Source organism: Ruegeria sp. BHSC029, assembly GCF_059613085.1.
In genome coordinates this window covers 609,070-635,488 of record NZ_JBXWRU010000001.1, presented here as the reverse complement: position 1 = coordinate 635,488, position 26,419 = coordinate 609,070, and the positions used below count along the sequence as shown (strand labels likewise).

The 26,419-nt window shown below is 61.3% G+C and carries 23 protein-coding genes; 7 read left to right on the top strand and 16 right to left on the bottom strand.

The features are described from left to right. Positions 1-297: 297 nt before the first annotated feature. From AC2FML_RS03080 to AC2FML_RS03070, 3 genes are all read left to right on the top strand, one after another. Positions 298-1,266, top strand: a complete 969-nt coding sequence (locus tag AC2FML_RS03080) for a TAXI family TRAP transporter solute-binding subunit (protein WP_170338481.1) — start codon at positions 298-300, stop codon at positions 1,264-1,266. A gap of 111 nt (positions 1,267-1,377) precedes the next feature. Continuing rightward, the gene (locus tag AC2FML_RS03075; protein WP_170359133.1) at positions 1,378-3,987 is read left to right on the top strand and encodes a TRAP transporter permease; all 2,610 of its coding nucleotides are present in this window, start codon (positions 1,378-1,380) and stop codon (positions 3,985-3,987) included. Next, positions 3,984-4,415: a universal stress protein gene (locus tag AC2FML_RS03070; RefSeq protein WP_170338483.1), complete on the top strand. Its 432-nt coding sequence runs from the start codon at positions 3,984-3,986 to the stop codon at positions 4,413-4,415. The genes AC2FML_RS03075 and AC2FML_RS03070 overlap by 4 nt, the downstream gene beginning before the upstream one ends. Positions 4,416-4,420: 5 nt before the next feature. On the opposite strand, the gene AC2FML_RS03065 is transcribed toward AC2FML_RS03070, so the two are convergent. Genes AC2FML_RS03065 through AC2FML_RS03055 form a run of 3 tightly spaced genes read right to left on the bottom strand, consistent with a single transcriptional unit; the run spans position 4,421 to position 8,503 of the window. Next, positions 4,421-5,455: a lipocalin-like domain-containing protein gene (locus AC2FML_RS03065; protein WP_496781919.1), complete on the bottom strand. Its 1,035-nt coding sequence runs from the start codon at positions 5,453-5,455 to the stop codon at positions 4,421-4,423. Beyond that, a complete protein-coding gene (locus tag AC2FML_RS03060) occupies positions 5,445-7,859 on the bottom strand; it encodes an FtsX-like permease family protein (protein ID WP_496781917.1) in 2,415 nt (804 codons plus the stop codon). Before AC2FML_RS03060 ends, AC2FML_RS03065 begins: the two co-directional genes overlap by 11 nt. Then, a complete protein-coding gene (locus AC2FML_RS03055) occupies positions 7,856-8,503 on the bottom strand; it encodes an ABC transporter ATP-binding protein (protein ID WP_496781916.1) in 648 nt (215 codons plus the stop codon). The genes AC2FML_RS03060 and AC2FML_RS03055 overlap by 4 nt, the downstream gene beginning before the upstream one ends. Before the next feature lie 171 nt (positions 8,504-8,674). Here AC2FML_RS03055 and AC2FML_RS03050 point away from each other — a divergent pair, with 171 nt between their 5' ends. After that, the gene (locus AC2FML_RS03050; RefSeq protein WP_170338490.1) at positions 8,675-9,109 is read left to right on the top strand and encodes an ion channel; all 435 of its coding nucleotides are present in this window, start codon (positions 8,675-8,677) and stop codon (positions 9,107-9,109) included. Here the strand turns inward: AC2FML_RS03050 and cls are convergent. The 10 genes from cls to AC2FML_RS03000 all read right to left on the bottom strand — a co-directional run bounded on the left by cls (position 9,106) and on the right by AC2FML_RS03000 (position 20,799). Then, on the bottom strand, positions 9,106-10,518 hold the full coding sequence (cls, locus tag AC2FML_RS03045) for a cardiolipin synthase (protein ID WP_170359141.1): 1,413 nt from the start codon (positions 10,516-10,518) through the stop codon (positions 9,106-9,108). The genes AC2FML_RS03050 and cls overlap by 4 nt on opposite strands. A gap of 23 nt (positions 10,519-10,541) precedes the next feature. Continuing rightward, on the bottom strand, positions 10,542-11,516 hold the full coding sequence (locus AC2FML_RS03040; protein WP_496781914.1) for an HAD family hydrolase: 975 nt from the start codon (positions 11,514-11,516) through the stop codon (positions 10,542-10,544). Positions 11,517-11,591: 75 nt separating this feature from the next. Then, a complete protein-coding gene (locus AC2FML_RS03035) occupies positions 11,592-13,202 on the bottom strand; it encodes an arylsulfatase (protein ID WP_496781912.1) in 1,611 nt (536 codons plus the stop codon). A gap of 258 nt (positions 13,203-13,460) precedes the next feature. Continuing rightward, positions 13,461-14,687, bottom strand: coding sequence for a hypothetical protein (locus AC2FML_RS03030; protein ID WP_496781910.1), 1,227 nt, complete (start codon positions 14,685-14,687; stop codon positions 13,461-13,463). Next, positions 14,684-16,186 carry a VWA domain-containing protein gene (locus tag AC2FML_RS03025; RefSeq protein WP_496781908.1) on the bottom strand — a complete coding sequence of 501 codons (1,503 nt, stop codon included), beginning with the start codon at positions 16,184-16,186 and terminating at the stop codon, positions 14,684-14,686. Before AC2FML_RS03025 ends, AC2FML_RS03030 begins: the two co-directional genes overlap by 4 nt. Beyond that, positions 16,183-17,166 (bottom strand): vWA domain-containing protein, encoded by a 984-nt coding sequence (locus AC2FML_RS03020; RefSeq protein ID WP_496781907.1) that lies wholly within the window; start codon positions 17,164-17,166, stop codon positions 16,183-16,185. Before AC2FML_RS03020 ends, AC2FML_RS03025 begins: the two co-directional genes overlap by 4 nt. Continuing rightward, positions 17,166-17,639 carry a DUF4381 domain-containing protein gene (locus AC2FML_RS03015; protein ID WP_496781905.1) on the bottom strand — a complete coding sequence of 158 codons (474 nt, stop codon included), beginning with the start codon at positions 17,637-17,639 and terminating at the stop codon, positions 17,166-17,168. Before AC2FML_RS03015 ends, AC2FML_RS03020 begins: the two co-directional genes overlap by 1 nt. After that, on the bottom strand, positions 17,636-18,583 hold the full coding sequence (locus AC2FML_RS03010) for a DUF58 domain-containing protein (protein WP_170600486.1): 948 nt from the start codon (positions 18,581-18,583) through the stop codon (positions 17,636-17,638). The genes AC2FML_RS03015 and AC2FML_RS03010 overlap by 4 nt, the downstream gene beginning before the upstream one ends. Positions 18,584-18,603: 20 nt before the next feature. Then, entirely contained in the window at positions 18,604-19,581 is a 978-nt protein-coding gene (locus tag AC2FML_RS03005) for an AAA family ATPase (protein WP_496781903.1), read from the bottom strand. Positions 19,582-19,722: 141 nt separating this feature from the next. After that, on the bottom strand, positions 19,723-20,799 hold the full coding sequence (locus AC2FML_RS03000; RefSeq protein ID WP_496781901.1) for an AI-2E family transporter: 1,077 nt from the start codon (positions 20,797-20,799) through the stop codon (positions 19,723-19,725). Positions 20,800-20,970: 171 nt separating this feature from the next. On the opposite strand from AC2FML_RS03000, the gene AC2FML_RS02995 reads away from it, so the two are divergent. The 3 genes from AC2FML_RS02995 to AC2FML_RS02985 all read left to right on the top strand — a co-directional run bounded on the left by AC2FML_RS02995 (position 20,971) and on the right by AC2FML_RS02985 (position 24,060). Further along, positions 20,971-21,837, top strand: coding sequence for a YihY/virulence factor BrkB family protein (locus AC2FML_RS02995; RefSeq protein WP_170339051.1), 867 nt, complete (start codon positions 20,971-20,973; stop codon positions 21,835-21,837). Next, a complete protein-coding gene (locus AC2FML_RS02990; RefSeq protein ID WP_496781900.1) occupies positions 21,834-23,756 on the top strand; it encodes a multiheme c-type cytochrome in 1,923 nt (640 codons plus the stop codon). The genes AC2FML_RS02995 and AC2FML_RS02990 overlap by 4 nt, the downstream gene beginning before the upstream one ends. 97 nt (positions 23,757-23,853) lie before the next feature. Next, positions 23,854-24,060, top strand: coding sequence for a hypothetical protein (locus AC2FML_RS02985; RefSeq protein WP_496781899.1), 207 nt, complete (start codon positions 23,854-23,856; stop codon positions 24,058-24,060). Here the strand turns inward: AC2FML_RS02985 and AC2FML_RS02980 are convergent, their stop codons facing one another. The 3 genes from AC2FML_RS02980 to AC2FML_RS02970 are packed head-to-tail and all read right to left on the bottom strand — an operon-like array spanning position 24,061 to position 26,294. Next, complete coding sequence (locus AC2FML_RS02980; protein ID WP_170339056.1) at positions 24,061-24,777, bottom strand: RlmE family RNA methyltransferase; 717 nt, start codon at positions 24,775-24,777, stop codon at positions 24,061-24,063. A 52-nt stretch (positions 24,778-24,829) separates the two neighbouring features. Next, positions 24,830-25,210, bottom strand: coding sequence for a hypothetical protein (locus AC2FML_RS02975; protein ID WP_170442759.1), 381 nt, complete (start codon positions 25,208-25,210; stop codon positions 24,830-24,832). Continuing rightward, positions 25,182-26,294 carry a Ppx/GppA phosphatase family protein gene (locus AC2FML_RS02970; RefSeq protein WP_170363420.1) on the bottom strand — a complete coding sequence of 371 codons (1,113 nt, stop codon included), beginning with the start codon at positions 26,292-26,294 and terminating at the stop codon, positions 25,182-25,184. The genes AC2FML_RS02975 and AC2FML_RS02970 overlap by 29 nt, the downstream gene beginning before the upstream one ends. Positions 26,295-26,419 lie beyond the last annotated feature (125 nt).

The window sequence follows — 26,419 nt, the reverse complement described above, 5'->3', positions numbered from 1 at the left end:
AGAGATCATACTTGACGCGCCGCGGACCGGTCAACACGGTGCGACACCCATAGTTGCGGGGTCAAGCCGGGGAAATTTTCGGGTTCTACGTCATATGTGCGTCCCGGCGCCGGGGTCGGGCGCATAACGCTTGACAACAGCGGTACGGGCAACAAACCATCGTGACTGTTGGGAGAATTCGGGAAAATTTGAGCTCATCCGTTGCCTGCTCATGCGGATTGTCATAATGGCTCGTCCCCCGGACAAGGGGCCTTTGGCCTGTCTTCCGTCCACAATAAGAATCTTGGGAGTTCCTAAATGATCAAGAAAAGCAAGCTCAGCCTCGGCGCGGTCGTGACCGCTGCCCTCATGGCTCCGGCGGCTTATGCCGAAGAATTCATCACCATCGGCACCGGCGGTGTGACCGGCGTGTACTATCCCACCGGTGGCGCGATCTGCCGTCTGGTGAACAAGGGCCGCAAAGAACATGGCGTGCGTTGCTCGGTCGAATCGACGGGTGGATCGGTCTACAACATCAACACCATTCGCGAAGGCGAGCTGGAATTCGGTGTGGCCCAGTCCGACTGGCAGTACCATGCTTACAACGGCACGTCGAAATTCGAGGAAAACGGCCCGTTCGAAGAGCTGCGCGCCGTATTCTCTGTCCACCCCGAGCCGTTTACGGTGGTGGCCCGTGCCGATTCCGGCATCAAGAACTTCGAAGACCTGAAGGGCAAGCGCGTCAACATCGGCAACCCCGGTTCGGGTCAGCGCGGCACCATGGAAGTTCTGATGGAAGCCCTGGGCTGGACCACGGATGACTTCGAACTGGCAACCGAGCTGAAGGCCGCCGAACAGTCGGCCGCGCTGTGTGACAACCAAATCGATGCGATGGTCTACACCGTCGGCCACCCGTCCGGTTCGATCCAGGAAGCCACCACTGCGTGCGACTCGGTTCTGGTGAACGTCAGCGGCGAAGCCGTTGACAAGCTGGTTGCCGACAACTCGTTCTACCGTACGGCCACCATCCCCGGCGGCATGTATCGCGGTTCGGACGCTGACACCCAGACCTTCGGTGTGGGCGCGACCTTCGTGACTTCGGCAAACGTGTCTGACGATGCGGTGTACGCGGTTGTCAGCTCGGTCTTCGAGAACTTCGACGACTTCAAAAAGCTGCACCCGGCCTTCGCCAACCTCAAGCCTGAGGAAATGATCAAGGACGGTCTGTCGGCTCCGCTGCATCCGGGCGCCGAGAAGTACTACAAAGAAAAAGGCTGGATCCAGTAATCCACCTTCAAGTCCAGAAACGAGGCGCTGTTCGCGCCTCGTTTTCACCGGTGAGAGGCCGGTAATACCAAAACTGCGCCGGAAACCGGCCGTTGGACGGGGAGACATTTGATGAGCGCTGATCAACAGGGCAATCGTCCGTTATCCGAAGAAGAACTACAGGAACTGGTTGCATCCTCGGATGCGGGGGCGCGGGACCCGGCTGGCAATGTCGGCTTGTTCCTGGCGATCGTGGCCGCGATCTGGTCGATCTTTCAAGTCGTTCTGGCGTCACCGATTGCCAACTATGTGCTGCCCGGCAGCGTTGTGAACAACGCGCGTCAGTTTCATTTGGCCTTCGCGATGTTCCTGGCCTTCGCGGCTTATCCAGCGCTTAAATCCAGTCCGCGAAACTACATTCCGATCCAGGATTGGATCATGGGTGTTCTGGGGGCCGGTGTCGCCCTTTACGGTTATTTCTTCTATGACAAGATCGTCAATGCGGGCGGTCTGGCGGACGATGTCGACAAATGGATCGCCCTCGGTGGCTTGATCCTGCTGTTCGAAGCCGCGCGGCGCGCGCTTGGCCCCGCCATGGCGATCATTGCGACGATCTTCCTGGCCTATGTGTTCTTCGGCTCGTCCGAGTGGGTGCCCGAAGTGATCCGGTGGAAAGGCGCCAGCCTGAAAAAGGCGATGAGCCACATGTGGATCACGTCCGAGGGTGTGTTCGGCATCGCCTTGGGTGTTTCGACGAAATTCGTGTTCCTCTTCGTTCTGTTCGGCGCTTTGCTGGATAAGGCCGGGGCAGGGAATTACTTCATCAAGATGGCCTTCGGCGCGCTGGGTCACCTGCGCGGCGGTCCGGCCAAGGCCGCCGTTGTCGGTTCGGCCGCAACCGGCCTGATTTCGGGCTCGTCCATCGCCAACGTCGTCACCACCGGCACCTTCACCATCCCGCTGATGAAGCGCGTAGGCTTTACCAGCGAGCAGGCCGGCTCGGTCGAGGTTGCAAGTTCGGTCAACGGCCAGATCATGCCGCCCGTGATGGGCGCCGCCGCCTTCCTGATGGTGGAGTACGTGGGCATCTCGTATGTCGAGGTCATCACCCACGCCTTCCTTCCGGCGGCGATTTCCTACATTGCGCTGGTCTACATCGTCCATCTCGAGGCCGTGAAGCGGAACATGCCCACTCTGGGCGACCGCGACGTGCATCTGGCGCGGACGGTCGTGGGGATGCTGATGTTCTTCCTGGTGTTTGCGGGGCTCTGCTATGGTTCGCAGTTCCCGGTGGATGCTGTCACAAGCTGGGCGCCGTCCAGCGCTGGTCTGATCCTGAGCCTGGCGGTGTGCGCCGTCTATGTTGCTCTGCTGTACCTGGCGGCTCAGGTTCCCGACCTTGAGCCCGATGACCCGAACGCGACCGAAGTGAAGCTGCCGGTGATCTCCGAGATCTACAAGGCCGGCCTGCACTACCTGCTGCCGATCATCGTTCTGGTCTACTTCCTTATGATCGAACAGAAGTCGCCGGGTCTGTCGGCCTTCTGGGCGACCGCGCTGCTGTTCGTGATCCTGCTGACGCAGAAACCGCTCAAGGCGATCTTCCGGGGGCAGAGCGATCTGGCAAACTCCTTTGTCGATGGGGTTGCCGATCTGTGGCAGGGCCTGATTGACGGCGCCCGCAACATGATCGGCATTGCGCTGGCCACGGCCACGGCCGGCGTGATCGTCGGTACCGTGACCCTGACCGGTGTGGGGCAGGTGATGGCCGATCTGGTCGAGTTCCTGTCCGGCGGCAATCTGATCCTGATGCTGGTGATGGTCGGGCTGCTCAGCCTGATCCTGGGCATGGGTCTGCCGACCACGGCAAACTATATCGTCGTCAGCTCGCTGATGGCGGGCGTTGTGGTCGAACTGGGCGCGCAAAGCGGCCTGATCGTGCCGCTGATCGCGGTGCACCTGTTCGTGTTCTACTTCGGCATCATGGCCGACGTGACGCCTCCTGTGGGTCTGGCCAGCTTTGCTGCGGCCGCCGTATCGGGCGGTGATGCGATCAAGACCGGCTTCACCGCGTTCTTCTACAGTCTGCGTACCGTGGCGTTGCCTTTCGTGTTCATCTTCAACACCGACCTGCTGCTGATCGATGTCACCTGGGTTGAGGGGATCATAGTGGCCATATTCGCCACGATTGCGATCCTCGTGTTCACGGCCGGCACGATGGGCTACTTCCTGACCCACAGCCGCATCTACGAAAGCGTTGCGCTGATTGCGATCGCCTTCGCGCTGTTCCGGCCGGACTACTTCATGGATCGCATCTCGCCCTCGCACCTCGAGGTCGAGCCGGCCGGATTCGTGCAGGCCATTGGTGAGGCTGAACCCGGCACCGACGTGCGGGTGGTGGTCAGTGGTCCGGATTTCGACACCGGCAACATGACCGAGACCACGGTCGTCGTCACCGTGGGGTCCGAACCTGATGGTGCGGCGCGTGTTGATGCCATGGGCTTTTTGTTGATCGAGGAAGATGGCCTGGTGAAGATGGACGAACCTATGTTCGGCTCGCCCATCGCCGATGACCTGGCCAATTTCGACTATTACGCGGACGAGCCGGTGCGTATCGCATCCGCCGATCTGCCGGTCAGCCAGCCGCCGAAACAGCTGATCTACATCCCGGCCATGCTGCTGCTGGGGTTGATCGCCTTCCTGCAACGCGGCCGTGCCGCCAGACAAGAGGTGCCCGCATGACAAAGTCCGTCCTGTGCGCCGTTGATATCAGCAACGGCAATATCGATGCTCCTGTCCTGAAAATTGCCGCGAAACTGGCCGATCTCGACGGGGCCCAGCTGGACGTGGTGACCGTACTGCCGGATTTCGGTGAAAGCTGGGTGTCCGGCTTTTTCCGGCCCGACTTCCACGACAAGGCGCAGCATGAAGCGCATGACAAGCTGGTTGAGCTGTGTGTCGATGCGGTCGGGTCGGAGCGCAACGCCACGATCCGCCATGTCGTTGCAACCGGCACGGCCTATCAGGAGATCCTGAAGACCGCCGAAAGTGCGGGCAGCGACCTGATTGTGATTGGCGCACACAAGCCCGATTTCAAGGATTACCTGCTAGGGCCGAACGCGGCGCGAGTGGTGCGCCACTCGAACGTTTCGGTCTACGTGGTCCGCTAAACCCGCTAGTAGCCGGTCATCTCAAGGTAGCCGCGCCCCTCGTGGCTGCCTGACACGGTGACTGGACCCTCCCAGTATTGAAAGCGCGTCCCCATCCAGGCTTGGGTGTTCTGAGCTTGGACGCGAACGTCCAGATCCTCACCCGGGATGGTCACGCGCCAATCCGTCGGAACATCGCGGTCCGCCACCCGGCTGGTTTCCAGTGGTGTGAATATAACCGACCCGTCCGACAGGCTGCGGCTGGAGCCATCCGGGTTGATCCAAGTGGCCGAAGTATAGTTCCCACGTCCGCCGCGCAGGCGAAACGCCATCAACTTGTCGCCGTCCTCGAAACTGAGTGAGAACCAGTCCCACCCTGACTGATCGGCGGCCAAAGGCTGCGAAGACCACTCTCGGTCCAGCCATCCGTTCCCGGTGACCGCCACATCGCCGTCGGGCAGATGCAGCGTGCCTTGGACGGCGTAGCCCGGCTGCGAATAATAGTAGCTGGCTTGCCCATCAGCGGATTTCACGGAAAAGCCATTCTCACCATGAAAGACCAGCGGCCCCGAAGCAGACAGGTTCAGGTCGTACCCGAAATCGGCTCCGTTTGCAGTCAGGGTCAGGGTCTGGAGCGTTGGTCCTGCCATGCGCCATTCGTCGATCCATGCTTCGAACGGGTCGGCCGTGACGCCGGCCTGCCCAATTCCTCCACGAGACAAGCGCTCGGCAAAGAAGTGGCGTTCCGGAGTTGTCAGTGCTGCATGGCCCATCCAGATCTGTGGGCTTTGCCAGCCGGCGGCTTCAAATGGCTTCAAGGCAGAGCGAAACAGAGTCCACTGTATGCCGTAGTCCCGACCGTCTTCTCCGGTCAGGTTGGCCGTCAGGTACCACCATTCGATCCGATAGGATGGATGCGGGCCGTGGTCGGCGGGGAATTCGAACTGGTACTCTGGTTGTGGTACGTCAAACCCGTCGGCCGAACCGCCCAAACCGGCAAACCCCTGCGCCATCGCCGCAAGGGGCCAGAACAACGCACACACGAGTAGTTTAGCGTTCATTGGCAAAGACCCTCAGCAGATCGGCCGGCGGCACCCGACGAAGACGCAAGGCGGGCAGCGCCGCGGCAAGGGCGGCGGCCACAAGTGTCCAAAGCATGAGCTGCACCCATGACGACGGGAAAAGGTGCATGGGTAGCCGCCATCCAAACGCCTCGACATTGATGACGGCCAGCAGAATCCAAGCCAGCGCCAGACCCAGCGGCAAGGCGAGGCAGGCGGTAAGGAAAGCCAGAACCATGCTCCGCGCCAGTTCCAGTTTCGACAGATGCGACAGCGTCAGCCCCATTGCCCAGACCGGAGCGATCTGAGGCAGCCGCTGGGTCCAGAGCGTAAGCAAGCTGGTCAGAATGGCGAAGCCGGCCACGCCAAGCGTCAGGATGTTCAGCGCGGATGTCACGACAAATGTCTTTTCGAAGATCGCCATGGACTGCGCCTTCACCGCGGCCTGCCCGATGATCGCGCCGGGGTCCAGATCAAACCTGTTCTGCAGATCCGCCGCCAGCTCATCTACGCGCTCCGGAGCGATGCGAATACCAAACCGTCGGTTTTCGGCATTTGGTGCGATCCTGCCGAACAGGTCCATTGAGACGATCCCTTGCCCGGTCGGATTGCCGTAGTCGGAATAGACGCCAGCGATTGCCAGAGTGTGATCGGCGGTGAGCGCAATCGAGTCCCCGGGCCACAGATCAGCACGGCGGGCCAGTTGTTCGTTGATCAGGATGGCGCCGTCGGACAGAACCTTGGTCCATACGTCCGGGGCAGCGGCGACAAGGGGCCAGTTGTCCCGGTAGGTCGCGTGATCGACCACTCCGTACAGAAACAGCGGGCCTGTTGGATGATCCAGCTCCACATTCCGTATCGGTAGGACTGCGTCAACGCGCGGGGTCAGCCATGTCTCGATCTCGAGACCTTGATCCGAGTCCTTTGCCGTGATGTATAGCTCGGCCATCAGGCGCTGGTCCAGCCAACCGACGAAGGTAAGCCGGAAGCTGGACACCATGGTTCCGACACCGATATTGGCGGCCAGGGCCAGCAGCAGAGCCATCAGCGCAAGCGACAGGCCCGGCAGCTGGGCCTGCATGTCGGCCAGCACCCACTGCCGAACCGGGTCACGGGCGCGCCCCGCGCACAGGTGCAATATGCTGGACAGAACCAGAGGCAGCAAAAGGGCGCTGCCGGTCAGAATGCCTGCCATCAGAGCGAAACCAGCGACCAATCCGTCAAAGAGCAGAAAGATCACGACCCCGCCAAGAGCGAGCCCAACACCCGCCAGTCCGGTCACGACGGCTCGTGTGCTGCGGCCACGCCATGCCTGCAAGCCTGGGCCGGACAATACCGGCATTCGGCCCAGACGCCACAGGGCGTATCCGCTGGCCGCTAGGGTTCCTGCGATGGACATACCCAGTCCGGTCAGCACCCAACCGCTCCTCAGTTGCAACTGACCATCCACCGGAGCCCCATAGAGCCCGCGCAGGGTTGCGGCGACATCGGGTAACAACGCTCCGGCCAGGAAAAAACCCAGCAGCAGGCCCATGGATCCACCGATCAAAGCCAGACCTAAAAGTTCGGCCAGAATGATGCGGGAAAGCGTACCCATCGGGACACCCATCGCGCGCAGACTGCGGACCATTCCACGGCGCTGCGCAAAGGCCAGCCCAACCGTTCCGTGCACGATGAACAGCCCTACGGCGAAGGACAGCAGGCCGAACGCGGAAAGGTTCAGGTGGAAGCTGTCGGTCAGGCGTGTAGTGTCGACGCTGTTGGAAGGGGGCTGACGGTTCAGCTCCGGCGCAACCTGGGACAGGGGCGCAATGCCGCGAGGCTGATCGGGCAGGATGGCAAGTCGCGAAATCTCACCCGGTTTGTTCAACAGTGTCTCAGCCACGCCGATATCGGTCAGAACCACATTGGGGGGAAGCGCAGTGCTGGCGATCGCCGGTGGAAGATCGGGCTGATCCTGCAGCATTGGCACCAAGTCTGGTGGCGCCAGCAGTCGGCCGGGCGCGGTCAGCATGGTCGCCGGGTCGGGTGGGGCCTCTTCCTGTTCCAGTTGCGTTACCGCCGGAAGCGGCGGGTAGGAGACAAGGTCCACTCCGGTCAAAAGAACCGATCGGTCCCCAACCCTGTACCGACCTTCCAGAACGGCTGCGACCTGCCATCCGGCGCGACGCAGATTTACGTATGTTTCCAAAGGAATGTGGCCGGATGGATGCCGCAGCATCTCCATCTGCCCAAGCGCCAATTGTTGGTTGGCACGCGCATAGCTGGCACGGGCTTCGGCGTTGATGGCCTGGACCGCCGACCAAAGGCCTGTCGCAAGCGCGATTCCGATCAGCAGCGTGGCCAGTTGGATACGGTGCCAACGCCAATGCGACCAGAGGGCCTGGATCACGGTGCGAGTCATACGATCCGCCCGTTTGCAAGGTGCGCCGTTCGATCAAGCCGGGCCGCAATCACGTGCGAATGCGTGACCAACAGCAGGGCTGCCCCGGTATCCGCAACCAAGGACAGCATCAGGTCCAGAACCGCCGCGCTTGCAGTCTCGTCCAGGTTTCCCGTCGGCTCGTCCGCCAGCAGCAGCTTGGGCCGGACGGCAAGGGCCCGGCCAATCGCGACCCGCTGTTGCTGGCCGCCCGACAGATGTTCGGGATAGCGTTGGGTCAAATCGGCGAGACCGAGCGTCGCGGTCAGATGCGCGAGCCACTCGGGGTCAACGCGATTTGCCAGCCGGGCATGAAATGACAGGTTCTGCGCAACCGTCAGCGACGGGATCAGATTGAATTGCTGGAACACCATGGACACGTCTTTGCGCCTTAGCAATGCGCGGCCGCGATCGTCCAGTCGCGACAACGCCGTGCCATCCAGAACGATCTCACCGCTGTCAAAACTGTCCAGCGCGCCGGCAAGGTTGAGCAACGTGCTTTTGCCGCTGCCACTTTCGCCGGTGATGGCAAGCGTCTGACCGCGTTCCAGCGACAACGATACGTCGTTCAGGACAGGCCGCCCGCGCGGGTAGGTTTTGTGGATATTCTGTATTTCCAACAACATGATCAGTCTCACATAGTGCGCTCTACAATGTGCGGCGCGCCGATCCGCTGTCCAGCCTTCAAAAAGTTTCGGTTCTTTTCGTCGCACGACTGCCCGCTGTCCGGCCTTGTGCCTTGAGGGCAGAGCCGCCATTGTGCAGTTTCAGTTTCCGGGCGGATGCAGGGTATTACCATGACATTGTCGCAGCAGATCCTTTGGGGCAGCTTCTATCTGGGGCTGTGTTTCCTGATCGAGATCGGGCTGCTCACATGGTGCACCATCATGGTGCGCAAGGTGATCGACAGATGGGAAGGGCAGGGAACCTTTCTGCCCACGGCAGGCCCGATCGCCTTGGCGCTGGCCGTCATCGTGGCGACGCATACGATTCAGGTGTGGATCTGGGCGATCGTCTGGGTGATGGGAGATGTCCTGCCGGACTGGAACTCGGCCTTGTATTTTTCGCTCGTGACCTTCACGACGCTGGGCTATGGCGACATTGTATTGGGCGAGGGCTTGCGGATTTTCGGGGCCTTCGCCTCGGTCACCGGATTGTTGGCCTTCGGTCTTTCCACGGCATTCATGGTCGCGCTGATGACGCGCGTATTCCAGGAACGGTTCCTGACCTAGAGGATCGGCGAGAACAGCCGCGCCAAAGGCGCGCCATAGCGGATATGCGGCGGTTGCTGGGCGAGGCTTCTGGACATTTCGTAGCTGGCTTCGAAATCGGTCTTCAGCATGTCCTCGGCGGCAGCGGCTGCCCGGCTGTCGAAGAACAGCGCCATCGCTTCGAAATTCAGACGGAACGAGCGGTTGTCCAGGTTGGTGGTGCCAACTGCGGCCAACGTGTCGTCCACCAGAATTACCTTTTGGTGCATGAACCCGTCGGTGTAGCGGAATACACGCACGCCGGAATCCCGGATTTCATCGAAATAGGCAAAGGCGGCCAACCAGGGCAGGCGGTGGTCAATCATGTCCGGCACCAGAATGCGGACATCGACGCCGCGCAGCGCGGCATGTTCCAGTGCCGTCATCACGTCGATATCCGGCACGAAATAGGGTGATGCGATCCACAGCCGCTCCTGTGCCGCAGCGATCGTGGAAAAGAACATCAACGACCCCGTTTCAGTCGCGTCGCCCGGTCCGGTGGCGACCAGCAGCGCGTTCATGTCCTGATCGGATTCCGATCCGGCCCAGTCCAGCACGTCAATCAGGTCTTCTCCGCGGGCCCAGTGCCAGTCCTCGGTGAAAATCAGCTGCAACTGACGAACGATATGGCCGGTCATCTTGATGTGGGTGTCCCGCCAGCGGCCAAAATACGGATCCTGCCCCAGGTATTCGACGCCTACATTGTGCCCGCCGATGAACCCGGTTTCGCCGTCGATGATCACGGTCTTGCGGTGGTTGCGGTAATTCAGCTGAAACCGGAACTTCGGCCCGCGCTGGTCCCGTGGATCAGCGACATCCACACCGGCCGAGCGCAGCTCCTCCAGGTATGAGGACGGCAGGCCATAGCTGCCCACCGCGTCAGTCATGAACCGGACGCTGACCCCGCGTTTGGCCGCATCGATCAGCCTGTCTTGCAGCTCCAGCCCCAGCGCGTCATCGCGCACGATGTAGAACTGAATGAGGACATAGTTCTTGGCCGCATCGATCGCGCGGAAGATGGATTGGAACGTCGCCTCTCCGTCGATCAATAGTTCGGCCCCGTTGCCGCGGGACAGGGGCAGGTGAGCCAGCGCCTCAAACGGGCGCGGATTGACGGTCAGCGTCGCGGGATCGGGTTTTGAGTGATCGGCAAAGCTGCGGATCCCTTCGACCACGCGCTCGCTTTCCTTGCGGGCGATCCGATACCCTTTGAACCGGTGATGTCCCAGGAACAGGTATAGCGGCACCGCCAGAAACGGTGCCGAAAGCAGAAACACCACCCATCCCACGGCGCCCTGCGGAGTGCGCGCCGTCTGAGCGGCCCGTACTGCAAAAAAAACCGCGACACAGTAGATGGCAAAGACGGACAGCGAGGCGATGAATGTCCACATGTGTGTGCCGACCTTTCCGCGCTTTAGTTCGAGCCGGTGAAAACCCGGGACCAGTCTTTGGCCATATCCACGATAACCCAGCCCATTTCTGGGCCTTTGTCCAGCCCGTCGACAAGCCGCCCGATGTGGCTGTCGCGATCATAGGCCCATTCCCGTTCGGCATCTGTGTGGTGGATCAGAACGCCCATCCGCGGCCCGTCGCCAGCGGTAGTCCATTCCAGCATGGCAAAATCACCGTCCGAGTTCCCGACCGCCAGGATCGGTCGTTTCCCGATCGTACGCTCGATATTGATCGGTTTGCCGTCCTTATCGTCGATGAACGCCAGCGCGGGCGCCTTCATGATCGTGGGCGTGCCGTCAACAATTTCGTAGGTGCTGTCCGCATAGGTTCCCAAAATCTGGTTGGGCGGTATTCCATAGGCGTCCTCGGCGAACACGCGCATGAAATGCAGGCCTCCGCCCGAAACTATGTAGGTCGTGAACCCCTCGTCACGCAGATACCGGAGCAGTTCGACCATGGGCTGATACGTCATCTGGTCGTAGGCCAGCCCCGTATCGGGATGGCGTTCCGTCTGAAGCCATTCTGCAACGGAAGCCTGGAAGGCATCGACGCTGAGCCCCGAATGCGTGGCGCTGACGACTTCGATCAAGGCATCCTCACCGCCCTTCAGCACGGTTTCGGCGTCGCCCTTGGCCGCGGCCTCCAAGGTCGGCGTAGTCAGGACCGAGGGATCGTCCTGCGCCATCTCGGCCAACTCATCCATGGCGTAGATGAACTGGAAATAGACCGGCTGCTCGGCCCAGAGCGTTCCGTCATTGTCAAACACCGCCACCCTGTCTGCGGGGGTGACATAGTCGTCCGAGTTCGGCGTCGTCACCGTATCGACAAAGGCGATGATCCGTTCCTTGGCCGGACTGTCGGTCCAACTGGGCAGAGGGTCCGCCGCAAGGCCCGCAGGCAACGCGAAAACGGCGGCTGAGAAGATCAGGCGGAACATGAAATATCCTTTCGCATCAAAGAAATGAGGGTCGCCGATCAAGCCGGCGACCCTCGAGAGTAGAACCGACCTTTATCAGTTGTTGGTCGGCGTCAGCATCGTTTCCATCACCTGATCCAGGCTGAAGCTCGCCGCCTTCTGGCGCGGCGGGAACTCCTGGAAGGTTGCGAGGAAATTCGCCACGTATTGCTGCGCGGGCACTAGGAAATACACGCGGTCGATCATCCAGTCATAATAGGTGTTGGACGTGCGATATCCGCGTTCATAGGGATCGCGGCGCAGGTTCACGATGATCGGAACGCGAAGTTCGGTCCACGGCTCCATCCAGGCGCGCAGGGTGGCCCAGGCCTTCTGCTCCAGGAAGATCAGCTTCCAGTCTCCGAAGCGCAGCGCCGTCATGTCGCCGTCATCCGAGAAATAGAAGATCTCCTTGCGCGGGCTTTCTGTGGTTTCACCCGTCAACAGCGGCAGGATGTTGTAGCCGTCCAGATGCACCTTGTAGTCGCGACCCATCCCCGAGGACGAATAGCCTGCTTTAAGCTTGTCCTTGATCTCGGGATCTCCGGCCGCCGCCAGATAGGTCGGGAGCCAGTCCATGTGATGCACGATCTCGTTGGTGACAGATCCGGGTTCGATCTTGCCGGGCCAACGCACCATCGAAGGCACGCGCCAGCCGCCTTCCCAGTTGGTGTTCTTTTCGCCCCAGAACGGCGTGGACGCAGCATCGGGCCACGTATTGTAGTGCGGTCCGTTGTCTGTCGAGTAATGGACGATCGTGTTGTCGGCGATGCCCAGCTCGTCCAGCAGATCGAGCAGCTGGCCCACATGCATGTCATGTTCGATCATGCCGGCCGAGTATTCGTCCATCACACGTCCGGTCATGTCATTGGCCTGCTGGCGCATCTCGTCTTTGACATGAGTGCGGAAGTGCATGCGCGTTCCGTTCCACCAGACATAGAAGGGCTGGCCTTGCTCGTGGGCCCGCTTGATGAAGTCGATCGCCGCAGCCACCGTTTCCTCATCCACGGTCTCCATCCGCTTCTTGGTCAGCGGTCCGGTATCTTCGATGGTTCCGTCGGCCTTGGACTTGATGACGCCACGGGGACCAAAGGCTTCGCGGAAAGTCCGACCATCGGGCAGAACGGTGTCACCCGGATAGTCTTCGTTTTCGGGTTCCTCTTCCGCGTTCAGGTGGTAGAGGTTTCCGAAAAACTCGTCAAATCCGTGGTTTGTCGGAAGATGTTCATCTTTGTCGCCTAGGTGGTTCTTGCCGAATTGACCGGTGGCATAGCCGTGATCCTTCAACAAACCAGCAATGGTCGGATCCTCGACCTGCATACCAAGATCGGCACCCGGCAGGCCGACCTTCGACAGCCCTGTGCGGAACACTGACTGACCCATGATGTAAGACGACCGCCCCGCGGTACAGGACTGCTCACCATAATAGTCGGTGAAGATCATGCCTTCATTCGCGACCCGGTCGATATTGGGCGTACGGTATCCCATCATGCCTTTGGTATAGGCCGAGATGTTCGACTGACCGATGTCGTCGCCCCAGATGACCAGAATGTTGGGTTTCTGATCTTGCGCCCAGGCCGGCGCGGCCAGCGCGACAGAAACCGTAGCAACTGCCAATCGTCGCAGTCCTCTGCGCCATAGATGCGTTAAATTTCCCTGTGATGACATCTTTTTCTCCTTATGTGGTCAGGCAAAAACGGCCTTGCAGGAAAGTCAAAAAGGCGAAAATGCGTCCCCCGATCCGTCAATCATTCAACACGCCCTTCGCAGGTCAGGCGGTTCGGCAAAAAGGGGGAATCAAGACAAGCCCCTCTAGGCAATTGATAACTATCACAAAGACCAATCTAAAAATACTTATGTTTGAAGATAGCGCCCTGGGATTTGGCTCAGATTGGGTTGACGTTAGGTAAGTAATTGGCAGCCGCGTCAGGGATTGAGCTGGGGCAAGGCGGATTTAGAGTGGCGCAAGGGGCGGGCGATACGGTCAAGGCAATCTCGGACCTTGCTCCAGTTTTCCGCTTGTTGATCGCCGCCGCCATATCTGGACGCGCCGATTTCGCCCAGCGAAGCCTCGAATTCAGCAGTGTCTGGCGGGTCGGCCAGTCGCCGTTTCCAGACTTCCAACTTTTGATAAACACGGGCCAAGTCTTGTTGGCGCACAGCCTGCTTGAGTTCCGAAAAGGCATGCGCTGCCGAGGCCAGCCTGCGTTGCCTGGCCGCTGCCCAGCGTGCCAAAAGAACCGGATGTAGTTTGCGAAAAACAAACCATAATATCACGACCCCAATGAAGAAATAGCCGACCAGCTGCAGAACGGTTTCCCGGTCCGGAGGCTGCCAAGGCGGCGGCGCAAGAACGAGGTCGACGGGATCGGCGCGCGCAGTTTCAACCTTGTTGGTCTTGAGGTTGAACCAATCGATCTCGACAGCCGGCAATTGGGTCTGTCCGCCGTCCTGAGCCACATAGGTCACGCGGTCGGTTCGTTGGCCGGACAAAACGCCCCGGTCTTCGGTTTCCGTCAATCGGGGCTCATTGGGATAGGCTCGCAACAATGGGTCCTCGATCTGGGGCAACAAATGCGGGATCATGATCGGGGTCGTTCCGGTGATCTTTGCCGTCAGGGTGCGGGTCAGTGCGTCTCCGGTTTGAAGGCTGGTATCGCCCTCAATCTCCTGCGACAGTTCGAACCCGTCAGCGATTATCAGGGGATCCAATCCTCGGGCTGCGTCAGGAATCCCGACTGTCAGGCGAACGGCAGGCAGGGGAACCGAGACCTGAACGGGATCGTTGGTTTCGGGATCGGCAAATGTCACCTGCACCTCGGCCGCCGCAAATTCATACGTACCGGGGGCCAACGGATACAGCCGATAGCTGCGCTGAACCCCGGACCATGTTTGGCCTTCGACGCTCTCGCTGACCGGCCCCGAAGCGCGATCGGGCAGGCGTACCAGAAGGTTTTCCTGTTCAAGCGATGGAAAGACCGGCGGATTTGGCATGTAGGTCGGCACCAGCACCTTCAGGCGAACGATGGCGGGCTGGCCGACGATTGTCGGATCCGGCGGCACTTCGATCGTGACGCGGGGCTGGATGTCTGGTGCTTGCGCCGAAGCCTGGGCGGGCCACAGAAGCAGCATCAAGAGCGCGAAGTACCTCATTGGGAACGCTCCTGATTTTCAAGAACAAACCGGCTGCGCAGGAAGTCCTGCATGTCGGTATCGATGGCGCTGATCCACTGGTCGGCCGACAAGGGCGCGGCGTCCCCGGTCTCGGCCTGTTGCGTGGTGTCCGCGCCCAAACCGGCTTCGTTGTCGAACACCACGTCATCCGCCCCGATGCCCGCCTCCTCGCCGGTATCGGATTGCTCGCGGGTGGATTCGACCTCGGCCAGAATGGCCTGGGCGACGGTCAGGTTGTACGCGGCCTCCGGCCAATCCGGGCGGCGCTCCAGCGCGGTTTCAAAGGCTGCGATGGCCGGACGATACTCTCGATTTCGGATGCGGGCCATGCCTTCGGCAAACGCTGCTTCGGGCGTGGAAAGCTGGGCAAAGGTCTCGGAGGCTTCGGCATATTGCCCGGCTTTCAACTGGGCGTAGCCTCGGTGATACGGATCTTGAAACAGCGTGCTGGCGGCGGCGTAGTCCTTGCGGTTCATGGCGATCTGGCCCTGCTGATCCGGGGTCAGGAACCAGTCCCGCCAACCCTCGGCCCGCGCTCCGGTCGGCGGCAGAAACAGCATTGCCACAAATCCCCAGCGGATCACCCAGCCACGTCTGAACCACAGCAGCGCGATCAAGGCGACCGGCCAGGCCAGGATCCAGGCGCGGTCCTGCCAGTCGACGCGATCATCCTCGCCCAAGGCCGCCGAATAACTGCGGGTGATCCCGCGGTTCAGCCGGGTGATGTCACGGTCGTCGCCCGAGAAGGGAACGATCGTGGCGTTGCGCAGGCCGTCCAGTTGCGGAATCTGGCGGCCATTCGGAAGCGTGGTCAGAAAAAACAAAGGGGTATCAGATTGTCCCAACGCGGAAACCTGTTGCGGATCGATATCGTCTAGCACAAAGAGAACCGCACCCGTGCCCATCTGATCGCCCAGAATGTCCTGCGCCAGCGTCAGCGCGTCACCGGCTGCATCGCCCGCCACCGGCATGACCGCCGGGGTCAACCCTTCGAGCAAGGGGCGCAGGATGTTGGCGTCTTCGGTCAGCGGCGCGACCCGGTGCGCCGTTCCGGCATAGGCGATCAGGGCGGTGGGCGCACCTGCGCGGGTGTTGATCAGATCGGTGATCTTCAACTTGGCACGGTCCAGACGTGACGGCGCGAGGTCTGCCTCCTCCATGCTGTCTGTGACCTTGAGCGCGATCACCAGCGGCGCGGTGTCCGCGATCAGAGGGTTCGGCGCCCGTGACCATGTCGGCCCTGCCACGGCAAGGGTCAGAAGGCTAGCGGCGAGCGCGGCGAGGTCCAGCGGACCGACCCGCCGTTGATCTTCGGCCCCCAGACGCAGTGCCTGCGCGAGGTGGGGTGCAATGCCCGCAGGCAGGTCCGAATTGCCCGATCTGCGCGGCCGGGTCAGCCACCAGACAGCGGCTATAGGCAGCAACAGCAACAGCCAATAGGGGCGCAGGAAATGGAACTGGGCCAGAGCGTCAATCATGCCGCGCGCCTCCGACCCATTGAAAGGCGAAAGCCTAGGGTGCTGGCGAAGATGAGGAGCAGCGCTGCCGCCAGCGGATAGTGCGCAAGGCTGACCCTCGGGCGGTAGCTTTGGGTTTCCACCACGCGGGGGTTCTGGGCGTCGATCTGTTGGTAAACCTCTGTCAGGGCGGCCTCATCATCGGCAAAGAAATACTGGCCTTGGGTTTTGCTGGCGATGTCCTTGAGCGCATCCAGATCGACCCGGTCTTCGCCCGTGGCATTCGGGTCGCCGACGCCAATCGTGTAGATCACGACCCCCTTGTCCGCCGCAATCGACGCGGCATTGACCGGCGTCATGCGGCTTGAGGTGTCGGCACCGTCCGACAGCACGATCATCAGACGTTGGTCCACCTCGCTCGACTCGAAGGTGCGGATGCCCAGCCCGATCGCATCGCCCAGCGCCGTGTTCGGACCTGCCATGCCGACGGCAGTCTGGTCCAGAAAGCCGTTGAGGCTTTGCAAATCCTCGGTGAACGGGGCCTGAATGAAAGCGCGGGTGCCGAAGATGATCAGCGCCATCCGATCACCGTCGCGCGCGGCGATGAAGGCGCGCAGAACGTCCTTGACGGCCTCCAGCCGCTGCTTGGGCGTGCCATCTGCGGCCTTGAAATCGCGCTGGTCCATCGAACCCGAGATGTCCACGGCCAGCACCACGTCGCGGGCGGATTTCTCGATGACGATCGGGTCGCCCAACCGTTCGGGCCGGGCCATTGCCAGAACCAGAAGCACCCAGATCAGGATCGCCAGACCGGCTTGCATCCGCGTCCGTCTCAGGGTTACCGAGCCGGATTGCGGCTCGGCCCCGGCCGCTTGGGCGACGTGGCGAAAGAACGGGATGCGAATGGCATCGACCCGTTGCCGGTGTGGCGGAGCAAAGAAATAGACCAGTGCCGGCAGTGGCAGCAGAAGAAACACCCAAGGCGTGGCGAAACTGAACATCAGACCGCCCCCTTGGACCGATGCGACTTGATCCATTGCCGCGCCAGTTCGGCGGCATCCGGGTCGGTGACCCCCTTGCGGTATGGGGCGGCCGCCAGATTGCCGAGGGCCGAGCCGGAAAACCCGGACAGGTCAGCGGTTTGGCCAAGAAAATTCGTCCAGTCGTCACCGGTCAAACCGGCCACCTGAGACCGGGGAAAGGCGACAAGCGCCGCGCGGCGCACGATCTCGGCGGCTTTGGCCGGGTCATTCTGACACCGGTCCAATTCCTTCAGTGCATACCGCCGATAGGCATTTGACTGCCGGTGCCGCAGGATCGCCACGAGGATCAGACCAACCACGAGCAACAGTGCCACTGCCAGAACAACCCAGCCCCAGGTCTGCGGTACCATGGAAATCGGAGCCGGCTCGGGCGCGGGTTTCAGCATGTCCAGCAGCTCGACCAGCGATTTGCCTTCGGTGTCCGGGGTCATGACCGCCCCCGTTGGTGGCCGAACAGTCTCAGGATCTGGGCCAGAGCGGGCTCGGCGGTGGTCAGCGGGACGACGGGAAACCCGTATCGGCGCGACCAGGATTGCAGCTGCGCCAGCCGTTGCTCCATCGCCTGTGTCACGCGGTCCGACATCTGGCGGTCTGACGCGTCCAGTTCGATTTGCTGGTCGCCGTCCGAGACCGTCAGGCGAAGCTCGGGCGGCATGTGGCGCGAGATCGGGTCGGAGATGTCGAACAGGATCAGGTCATTGGAATGGGCCAGGCGGCGCAGCAGCCGTTCGGACCCGTCGGTCAGGCCGTCAAAGTCCGAGAACACGCAGACCAAGGCATTGGTATGCGCGATGCGGGCAGCCTGTTGCAGCACCTGGTTTAGCGAGACCGTGGTCTGTGGGCGCAACCCAGCGTGCAGGCTGCAATTGAGCGCGCCGAGCGAGGACAGAAATCTCCGCAAGGCCGCCGGGCGGCGCTGTGGCCGATGTTCGGCTAGGTCGGTATCGCCGAACACGATCCCGCCGACGCGGTCGCCTTGCGCCAGAACCCGATGGGCGGCGATGGCCGCAGCCTCGGCCGCCACCACCGATTTCATGTAGACTTTTGTGCCGAAGAACATCGAGACCCGCTGATCCACCAGCAGCAGCGCCGGGCGGTCACGCTCTTCGGTATAGACGCGCACATGCGGCTCGCCGGTTCGGGCTGTCACTTTCCAGTCGATCGTGCGGATGTCGTCGCCGGGCAGATAGGTGCGCAGTTCCTCGAAATTCAGGCCGCGCCCCCGCAGGCGCGAGGCATGGCGGCCGTTCAGCACCGAACGGGCAGGCTGTCGGGGCAGAAGGCTGAGCGCGCCGCTGCGCCCGCCGAGACTCAGCAGGTGGCGGGCATCGACGTGGATGCGTGGGTCGCGGGATGTCGCTGCGGTCGGGGACACGCGGCTCTCCTTTATTGCGATCAGGGCAGGGCGACGAGCTTCAGGATCTCGTCGATCACGTCATCGGCGGTCTTGGCGTCCCCCTGCGCTTCGAAACTCAACGTGATGCGGTGGCGGAACACGTCATGGGCAATGGCACGGATGTCGGCCGGGTCGACATAATCGCGCCCATTCATCCAGGCATGGGCCCGGCCGCATTTGTCCAGCGCCAGCGACGCCCGCGGGCTGGCGCCGATCTCGATCCACGCGGCGAGCTCATCGCTGAGCGCGGACGGCGTCCGGGTGGCCTGAACCAGATCGGCCATGTACCGATCCATCGCATCCGAGACATGGATCTGCCCGATCTCCTGCCGGGCGGCAAAAACGGCATCTTGGGGGATTGGTGAGGGTTTCTCGGCGGCGGTTCCGGAATTGGCGGCGGTATCCTCGCCGCGGACCAGACGGATCACCAGCACCTCGTCTTCGACCGGGGGGTAAGTGATCTGCACATGCATCAGGAACCTGTCCATCTGTGCCTCGGGCAGCGGATAGGTCCCTTCCTGCTCGATGGGGTTCTGAGTGGCCATCACGATGAACAGCGGCTCCATCTTATGGGTGGTGCCGGATACGGTGACCTGCCGTTCCTCCATTGCCTCAAGCAGTGCGGCTTGAACCTTGGCCGGCGCGCGGTTGATCTCGTCCGCCAGGACGATGTTGGCAAAGATCGGGCCGGGCTCGAACCGAAAGGTGCCGCCCGCTTCGGTCTGGGTATAGACCTCGGTCCCGGTCACGTCGGACGGCAGCAGGTCGGGCGTGAACTGGATGCGGCTGAACTCGGCATCAAGATTGCGCGCCATCGCCTTGACGGCACGGGTTTTGGCCAGGCCCGGCAAACCTTCGATCAGCAGGTTACCGTTGGCCAGCAGCCCGATCAGAAGGCAGTCGATGACCTGAGTCTGTCCGATGATCGATTGGGCCATCCGGGCTTTCAGATCGTTGATTTGTTCAAGCGGTGTCATGGCAGTCCAATCATCAGAAACGGTCAATCATGCGTTTGCGCCGGACCCGCTGGATCTTTTCGGTCAATCCATTGCAATATTTGAAAATTAGCAGCGCACTCGTGACCGATCCACCCCCGATTTCAGGGTGTTCAACCCTGATCAGGGCCGTGCCGACTTGACGTCGTCGGCCAAACGTCCATCCAGCGACATCAGGACGGCGATCGGGCGCAGGGCCGGAATGTGACTGAAGATGATCAGAATGCACACGGTCAACGGAACGCTGAGAAACGCGCCGATCAGGCCCCAGACCGTGGTCCAGAAGGTCAGTGCGAGGATGACCAGAAATGTCGACATGTTCAGCGAACGGCCCAGCAGGGCCGGGTCAAGGAAGTTGCCGATCAGGAACTGGATCGTGCCGCACCCGAAGACGATGATCAGGAACGGGCCGATCGTCTCGAACTGAACAAGGGCGATCATCGCGGGAAAGATCACCGCGATGATCGACCCGATTGATGGGATGAAGTTCAGGGCAAACGTCAGAACGGCCCAGGTTTCCGCGTATTCCAGACCCAACACGCGAAAAACCGAATAGCTGATTCCAGCGGTAACGAGGCTGATGAAGGTTTTGACCCCGACGTAGCGCTGCAAGCTGAAGGTAATCGCATCCAGAACCGAGGAAAGCTCGGCTCCTGTGACGGGATTGCCGGCTGCAATCCGCAGCTTTTTGCGGAAGGCCAGCCGTTCGGCCATCAGGAAGGCCACATAAAGGCTGATCAGGAAGAACTGGTTTAGCATCGAGGTGGCGCTGCCCAGCAAAATCCGCGCGACCGAGGTCATGTCGATGCTGATCAGGTTGTCCCGGACAAAAGCGGTGACATCATTCCCGACCAGACCGGTGACGCGGTTGATCACGCCGTCGAACTGGCTTTCATAGGTGCCCGCGGTTCGCGCGAACTGCGTGGCCTGACTGCCGAGGATGTAGGTGATCATGAACAGGCCTGCCAGAACCACTGTGACTGCGGCCAGGTTGGCAAGCCAGACCGGAGCGCGGGTCAGTGCGATCACCCGATCGCTGAGTGCGATGATCAGAACGTTGATCAGCAAGGCCATGGTCAGCGGAACCAGAAAGCTGGCGCCTGCGTAAAGCCCCAGAACCACAAGCGTCAGCACGATGGTGACGTCGCGAACGACACTCAACCTCAGCGGTGTGCGGGTGGGGGACTCTGATGGCGTCATGCGGGGCCTCGGCTATACCGGTGCAAGCCGGCAGCGATTGGAGTTTTGTGGGGCAATCCTGCACAGGCAGCGGGCTTTATGCAATCGGGCCAGACAGTTATTCGGTAGAATCTCGTGCAATTGGCACATTGGCCGGTTCTTCCAACGCGGATTGCAGGCTAGAGTTTCCCAATGACACGTCTTTCGATTCCCGTTTTTGGCCGGTTTGGCCGGGCGCTGTGGCTGGCGGTCCAACGCTTTGGCGACAAAAACGGTTTCGTCATGAGCAGCCATGTGGCGATGTCGCTGATGCTGGCGCTGTTTCCGTTTGTTCTTTTCACCGTCGCTTTGGCCGGGTCGTTGTCGCAGGGATATGTGACGGACGAACTGATCGAGTTGATATTCGGTGCGTGGCCACAAGACGTGGCCCAACCCATCGTGGCCGAACTGCGCGCGGTTCTGGACGGGTCGGGTTCGGGTGTGATCACGCTGGGCGGTCTGCTGGCCGTCTACTTTGCCTCGAACGGAGTGGCGGCCGTACGTGCCGCCATGAATCAGGCCTATCATGACAATGACAGCTGGCCATTCTGGAAGACGCGCCTGCTTTGCCTCGGGTTAGTCATTTTGGGCGGAGCCGCGATCCTGCTGATCGCGGCGGTTGAACTGGTGCTGCCGGTCTATACACGTCTGGTGTCCGAGAATACGGCCGTGGACGTGGGCGAGTGGCTGTCGGTTGACCGTTTGCGGTGGACCTTCACGGTGGCGGTGCCGGCGGGAACGGTCTTACTGGCCCATCTGATCCTGCCGACCAAGCGTCACCGCATCATGCAAATCCTGCCCGGAGTGGCGCTGACCCTTCTGTTGTGGGCGGCCGGAGGGTGGGGGTTCTCGGTCTATATCGCGCAATTCGCGACCTACAGCGCCACCTATGCTGGCCTGGCGGGGGCCATGGCCGCGTTGATTTTCATGTATCTGTGCGCTGCCATCCTAATTTTCGGCGCAGAGTTCAACGGCGCGCTGATGGACATCGACAATCAGGGCGAGGTCGGAGCTTCATGAGAAATTGGCACCGCATCGCCCGGATCATCGCGTTTTCCGGATGCGCCCTTTTGCAAAACGGCGGTTGGGCTTGGGCGCAGGACTATGTCGGCTCGGACGCTTGTCGCGATTGTCATGACGAACAGGTGCAAGCCTGGGCAGGATCCCACCACGCCCTGGCTTGGACAGAGCCCGCGCCAGACACCGTTGTGGCCAATTTCGGTGATACGACCTTTTCTCATGACGGCATGACCGTCACGTTTCGGCGGGAGGGGTCGGACTATCTTGCCGACGTGACCGAGAAGGACGGCCAAAGTCAGCAATACAGGGTTCATTCCGTCGCTGGGATCGAGCCGTTGCAGCAATATCTGTTTGAAACCGAGCCCGGCCGATTGCAGAGCTTTGATGTAGTCTGGGACACGCAGGCCGGGCGCTGGTACCACCTGTATCCGGATCAGGACTTGCCGCCAGACGATGGGTTGCACTGGACCGGCCCATACAAGAATTGGAACGGCCGCTGCGCGGAGTGTCACGCGACAGGGTTCGAAAAGAACTTTCAGCCGCAGACCCAGTCCTTTGCTTCCGAGCAGGTTGAGATCGGCGTGGGCTGTGAGGCTTGCCATGGCCCCGGCTCGGCTCATCTGGATTGGACAAAAGGTCAGCCCGCGCCTGCCGGGCTGAACGAGTTTGGGTTTCCTGCCATCTGGGGTACGGGCGACACCGAGATCGAGATTCAGCAATGCGCCGGCTGTCATTCCCGCCGCGAAGCGCTGGAGGACGGAAACCCGCTGCCCGGCACGCCATTCCACGATGCCTACAATCTGGCGCTTCTGCGTCCGGGTCTCTACCACTCCGACGGCCAGATACTGGACGAGGTCTATGTCTATGGATCTTTTTTGCAGTCCAAAATGTATGCGCAAGGCGTCGGCTGCCTGAATTGCCATGAGGCGCACAGCGCAACTCTGAAGGCCGAGGGCAATGCGGTCTGTACGCAGTGCCATTCCCCGGCTGGCGATCCCGATTTTCCGTCACTGCAAAAAGCGCAATACGACGATCCCTCACACCATCACCACCCGGAGGGAGGCGAGGGGGCGCAGTGCAAAAGCTGCCACATGATCGAACGCCTCTATATGGGCGTCGATGGCCGGCGCGATCACAGTTTTCGTGTGCCGCGCCCCGATCTGGGCTTGGGAGAGGATGCCTGCACTGATTGCCACACGGATCAGGATCAGCCATGGGCCGCCGCCGCCATAAATGACTGGTTCCCGAACTCCGATCATCGTACGCCCCATTTCGGGACTGCTTTCGCCCCCGCATTTGCCGGAGAGGTCGAGGACCCGGCCGCGTTGCTGGCTGTTGCTCAGGACGGTGCGCAACCCGGCATCGTGCGGGCGACGGCCGCCTATCTGCTGCAACCCTTCGCGACCTCCGAAATGGCCGAGCAAACAGCAGCGATGCTGACGGACGAAGACCCATTGGTTCGCGCCAACGCAGCAGTGTTGCAGCGGGCGGCGGAACTGGACGACAGGGTGGCCCGGTTGTCGCCGCTTTTGTCCGACCCAGTGCGAAGTGTACGCCTTGCCGCTGCCAAGGAGTTCCTGCCCATTCCCGCCGCGGCTTTGACGCCCCTGCAGCGCAACAACGCGCGTGAGAACATGGCGGATTGGCAGCGCTCGTTGTCCAACCGTCTGGATTTCCCGGAAACCCACCTGGTCCTTGGGGGGATGGCGCTGACGCTGAGAAACCCTGTCGCCGCCGAACAGGCCTTTCGTCAGGTGGTATCCATGGATCCCCAGCGCGAGGATGCTTGGCCAATGCTGATCCAGCTGGCCCAAATCAACCGCGGCACGGATGCAGCCCGTCAGGTATTGGACGAGGGTCTTCGGACTCTGCCCGACAGCCCAGCGCTTCAGGATCTTGCGCGGCAACTGGGCCGGTAAACCGGCATCGAAGCGACGCAGTTGCGCCATTTTGCAGTCCCATTTACCGGCCAACATCCATGGACAAGGCATTGACCAGTTCAGGATGTGGTAATCCATGTTGTATTTGAAACGCCCATCAACAAAGCTCGATCAACCTGTGGCCACGCGCCGGGTCTCGCTGGATCAGCGGATCGAAGAGTTGCGCAACAAGCCGGCCACGTATCTCAACCATGGCGAGGCGTTGCTGCTGCAGGGGATCGCGGCGGCGTCGTTGCGGCCGCAGCGGATTGTAGCCGACAAAATCGCGCTGGACGACGACTGATCAGCCCCGAAAACCGGTTGCCACCACGAATTTTTCCGAACTGTCCGACCGTGAAGCTGGCGGTTTGACATTTGCCACTTTCTCGAACTTCTGCTTCAGCAGTTTCTGCAGATCGCCCTCGGCGCCACCGGCCAGAACTTTTGCGACAAAGGTTCCTCCGACCTCCAGCACGTCAAAGGCGAAGTAGGCGGCGGTTTCGCACAGCGCCATGATCCGCAGGTGGTCGGTCTGCTTGTGCCCGGAGGACGCGGCGGCCATGTCCGACATGACAACGTCGGCCTTGCCGCCAAGCCACTGTTTTACCTTCTCGTCGGCATCGTCTTCCATGAAGTCCAGAACGTGGGTTTCGGCACCCGCCACGGGCTCGACCTCTTGCAGGTCGACGCCCAGAACCGTCCCGATCCGTTTGCCCGATTTCTCGCCCAGCGCATTCACGCGTTTGACCGCGACCTGGCACCAGCCACCGGGCGCGCAGCCAAGGTCGACCACGCGTGCGCCCGGAACCAGAAAGCGGAACTTGTCGTCCAACTCCAGAATCTTGTAGGCCGCGCGACCCCGATACCCCTCGGCCTGCGCACGCTTGACATACGGATCATTCAGCTGCCGCTCGAGCCAGCGGGTCGAACTGAGCTTGCGTCCGCGCGCGGTCTTGACCTTGACCTTCAGGTCACGCTGCCCGCGTCCCGAAGTGTTTTTGCCGCTGGGTTTCTTGGCCATAAAAAAGGTCTCCTGAAGACTGCGAGGCCTTTACCCGCTTGTTCATGTGGCATCAAGCCGATGATATCGACCGCTCCATCAATAGCAGATCGGGCCAGGGCGTAGAAACACCAAATGCCGCCCATCCCAGACCGTTCAAGAGCTTCCCGCCGAGGTCGCCAGATATCGGCGGTGAAGCCGAAAAACTGTGCAGCAGTTCTAGCGCCTCTGCCGAGTCGACCGCTGGCACGGCGATCCCAATGCCGCCAATCGCCAAAGCATAGTGCGGAACGGTGTTGGCGATGTGAAAACTCGGGCTGAATACCTTGAACCCAGCAGCCTCAAGCGCACAGATCGTGGTTGCAGCCGTCGAAACCCGGTAGGCGATCGCTATGGTCGCAAGCGGCATGCAGCGCAGAGCTTTCTCAAAACGGCCCGTCTTCCAGGACGCCATCGGCGCTCATCTGTGCATAAAGCAAACCCTCGCGCAGCCCGCGGTCCGCCACCGATAGGCGGTCGGTCGGCCAGCAGCGCAACAGCGCCTGCAAGATGGCAGATCCGGACATGATCAGGGCCTGCCGGTCCTCGCCAATGCGCGGATCGCGACGGCGGCCTTGAGGGCCAAGCTCCAGATAGCCGCGAATGACCTTGTCGATCTGATCGCTGGTCATGCGCAGGCCGTCCACCTTGGTTCGGTCATAGCGCTTCAGGCCCAGATGAGAGGCAGCGACGGTTGTGACGGTGCCACTGGTGCCAACGATCTGAAACCCCTCGCGGGCCTGTTCGTCCTTATAGGGCGCAAAATCGGCCAAGTTTTCTTCAAAAAACCAACTCATCAGGGCAAAGCGGGCAGCATCGTCTTCGACATCGTGGAACTGATCGCGCAGTGTGGCGACGCCCAGTGGAACGCTGATCCAATCCACCACCTTGGCCGCCGGAAAGGGACTGTCGACCGTGTGAAACCCGTTGTGCAGCCGCATGATCGCCGTTGAACGGTCGCGTCGCGGCACCGAGGACAGGTCGATCCAGACCAGCTCGGTCGAGCCGCCGCCGATATCGACGACCAGCAACTGCTCGGTCTTGGTGCTGACCAGCGGAGCACAGGAAATGACCGCCAGACGGGCTTCTTCCTCGGGTTGGATGATTTCAAGGGTCAGGCCGGTCTCACGCTTCACCTGACGTATGAAGTCGCGTGAGTTTCGGGCGCGGCGGCAGGCTTCGGTCGCCACAAGCCGCATACGCTTGACCTTGTTCCGTTTCAGCTTTTGCTGGCAAATCCGAAGGGCTTGGATGGTGCGCGCCATCGAGGACCGCGACAGCCGTCCGGTCCTTTCAAGCCCGGCACCAAGCTGCACGGACTTCGAGAAGCTGTCGACCACATGAAAGCCGCTGCCCTTGGGCTGGGCGATCAGCATGCGACAACTGTTAGTCCCCAAATCCAGCGCGGCATACAGGGCATCTGGATCGGGTCTTGCCGGCGCGGGGCTTTCGACCACCTTCGGGAACGCGCCCGCACCTTTGGGACGCTTGGGCGCCATCGTCACGCCCTCCGATTTTCGAGTTACCCCGACCTTAGGTTGCGGGCGCGCGTCGTGCAAGACGCTCATTAAAGTCATGAGGATTTTGATGGGCCCCGAGACTGGAGAAACCGGTGCAGGGCCTG

What these genes read in the sequence shown, in the direction of transcription:
- AC2FML_RS03050 (WP_170338490.1), top strand. Translation starts at nt 8,675, where the DNA reads ATGACATTGTCGCAGCAGATCCTTTGGGGCAGCTTCTATCTGGGGCTG.
- AC2FML_RS03040 (WP_496781914.1), bottom strand. Translation starts at nt 11,516, where the DNA reads ATGTTCCGCCTGATCTTCTCAGCCGCCGTTTTCGCGTTGCCTGCGGGC.
- AC2FML_RS02980 (WP_170339056.1), bottom strand. Translation starts at nt 24,777, where the DNA reads ATGGCCAAGAAACCCAGCGGCAAAAACACTTCGGGACGCGGGCAGCGT.
- AC2FML_RS03055 (WP_496781916.1), bottom strand. Translation starts at nt 8,503, where the DNA reads ATGTTGTTGGAAATACAGAATATCCACAAAACCTACCCGCGCGGGCGG.
- AC2FML_RS03060 (WP_496781917.1), bottom strand. Translation starts at nt 7,859, where the DNA reads ATGACTCGCACCGTGATCCAGGCCCTCTGGTCGCATTGGCGTTGGCAC.
- AC2FML_RS02990 (WP_496781900.1), top strand. Translation starts at nt 21,834, where the DNA reads ATGAGAAATTGGCACCGCATCGCCCGGATCATCGCGTTTTCCGGATGC.
- AC2FML_RS03075 (WP_170359133.1), top strand. Translation starts at nt 1,378, where the DNA reads ATGAGCGCTGATCAACAGGGCAATCGTCCGTTATCCGAAGAAGAACTA.
- AC2FML_RS03080 (WP_170338481.1), top strand. Translation starts at nt 298, where the DNA reads ATGATCAAGAAAAGCAAGCTCAGCCTCGGCGCGGTCGTGACCGCTGCC.
- cls (WP_170359141.1), bottom strand. Translation starts at nt 10,518, where the DNA reads ATGTGGACATTCATCGCCTCGCTGTCCGTCTTTGCCATCTACTGTGTC.
- AC2FML_RS03005 (WP_496781903.1), bottom strand. Translation starts at nt 19,581, where the DNA reads ATGACACCGCTTGAACAAATCAACGATCTGAAAGCCCGGATGGCCCAA.
- AC2FML_RS03030 (WP_496781910.1), bottom strand. Translation starts at nt 14,687, where the DNA reads ATGAGGTACTTCGCGCTCTTGATGCTGCTTCTGTGGCCCGCCCAGGCT.
- AC2FML_RS02985 (WP_496781899.1), top strand. Translation starts at nt 23,854, where the DNA reads ATGTTGTATTTGAAACGCCCATCAACAAAGCTCGATCAACCTGTGGCC.
- AC2FML_RS02995 (WP_170339051.1), top strand. Translation starts at nt 20,971, where the DNA reads ATGACACGTCTTTCGATTCCCGTTTTTGGCCGGTTTGGCCGGGCGCTG.
- AC2FML_RS03035 (WP_496781912.1), bottom strand. Translation starts at nt 13,202, where the DNA reads ATGTCATCACAGGGAAATTTAACGCATCTATGGCGCAGAGGACTGCGA.
- AC2FML_RS03000 (WP_496781901.1), bottom strand. Translation starts at nt 20,799, where the DNA reads ATGACGCCATCAGAGTCCCCCACCCGCACACCGCTGAGGTTGAGTGTC.
- AC2FML_RS03015 (WP_496781905.1), bottom strand. Translation starts at nt 17,639, where the DNA reads ATGACCCCGGACACCGAAGGCAAATCGCTGGTCGAGCTGCTGGACATG.
- AC2FML_RS02970 (WP_170363420.1), bottom strand. Translation starts at nt 26,294, where the DNA reads ATGGCGCCCAAGCGTCCCAAAGGTGCGGGCGCGTTCCCGAAGGTGGTC.
- AC2FML_RS03025 (WP_496781908.1), bottom strand. Translation starts at nt 16,186, where the DNA reads ATGATTGACGCTCTGGCCCAGTTCCATTTCCTGCGCCCCTATTGGCTG.
- AC2FML_RS02975 (WP_170442759.1), bottom strand. Translation starts at nt 25,210, where the DNA reads ATGGCGTCCTGGAAGACGGGCCGTTTTGAGAAAGCTCTGCGCTGCATG.
- AC2FML_RS03065 (WP_496781919.1), bottom strand. Translation starts at nt 5,455, where the DNA reads ATGAACGCTAAACTACTCGTGTGTGCGTTGTTCTGGCCCCTTGCGGCG.
- AC2FML_RS03020 (WP_496781907.1), bottom strand. Translation starts at nt 17,166, where the DNA reads ATGTTCAGTTTCGCCACGCCTTGGGTGTTTCTTCTGCTGCCACTGCCG.
- AC2FML_RS03070 (WP_170338483.1), top strand. Translation starts at nt 3,984, where the DNA reads ATGACAAAGTCCGTCCTGTGCGCCGTTGATATCAGCAACGGCAATATC.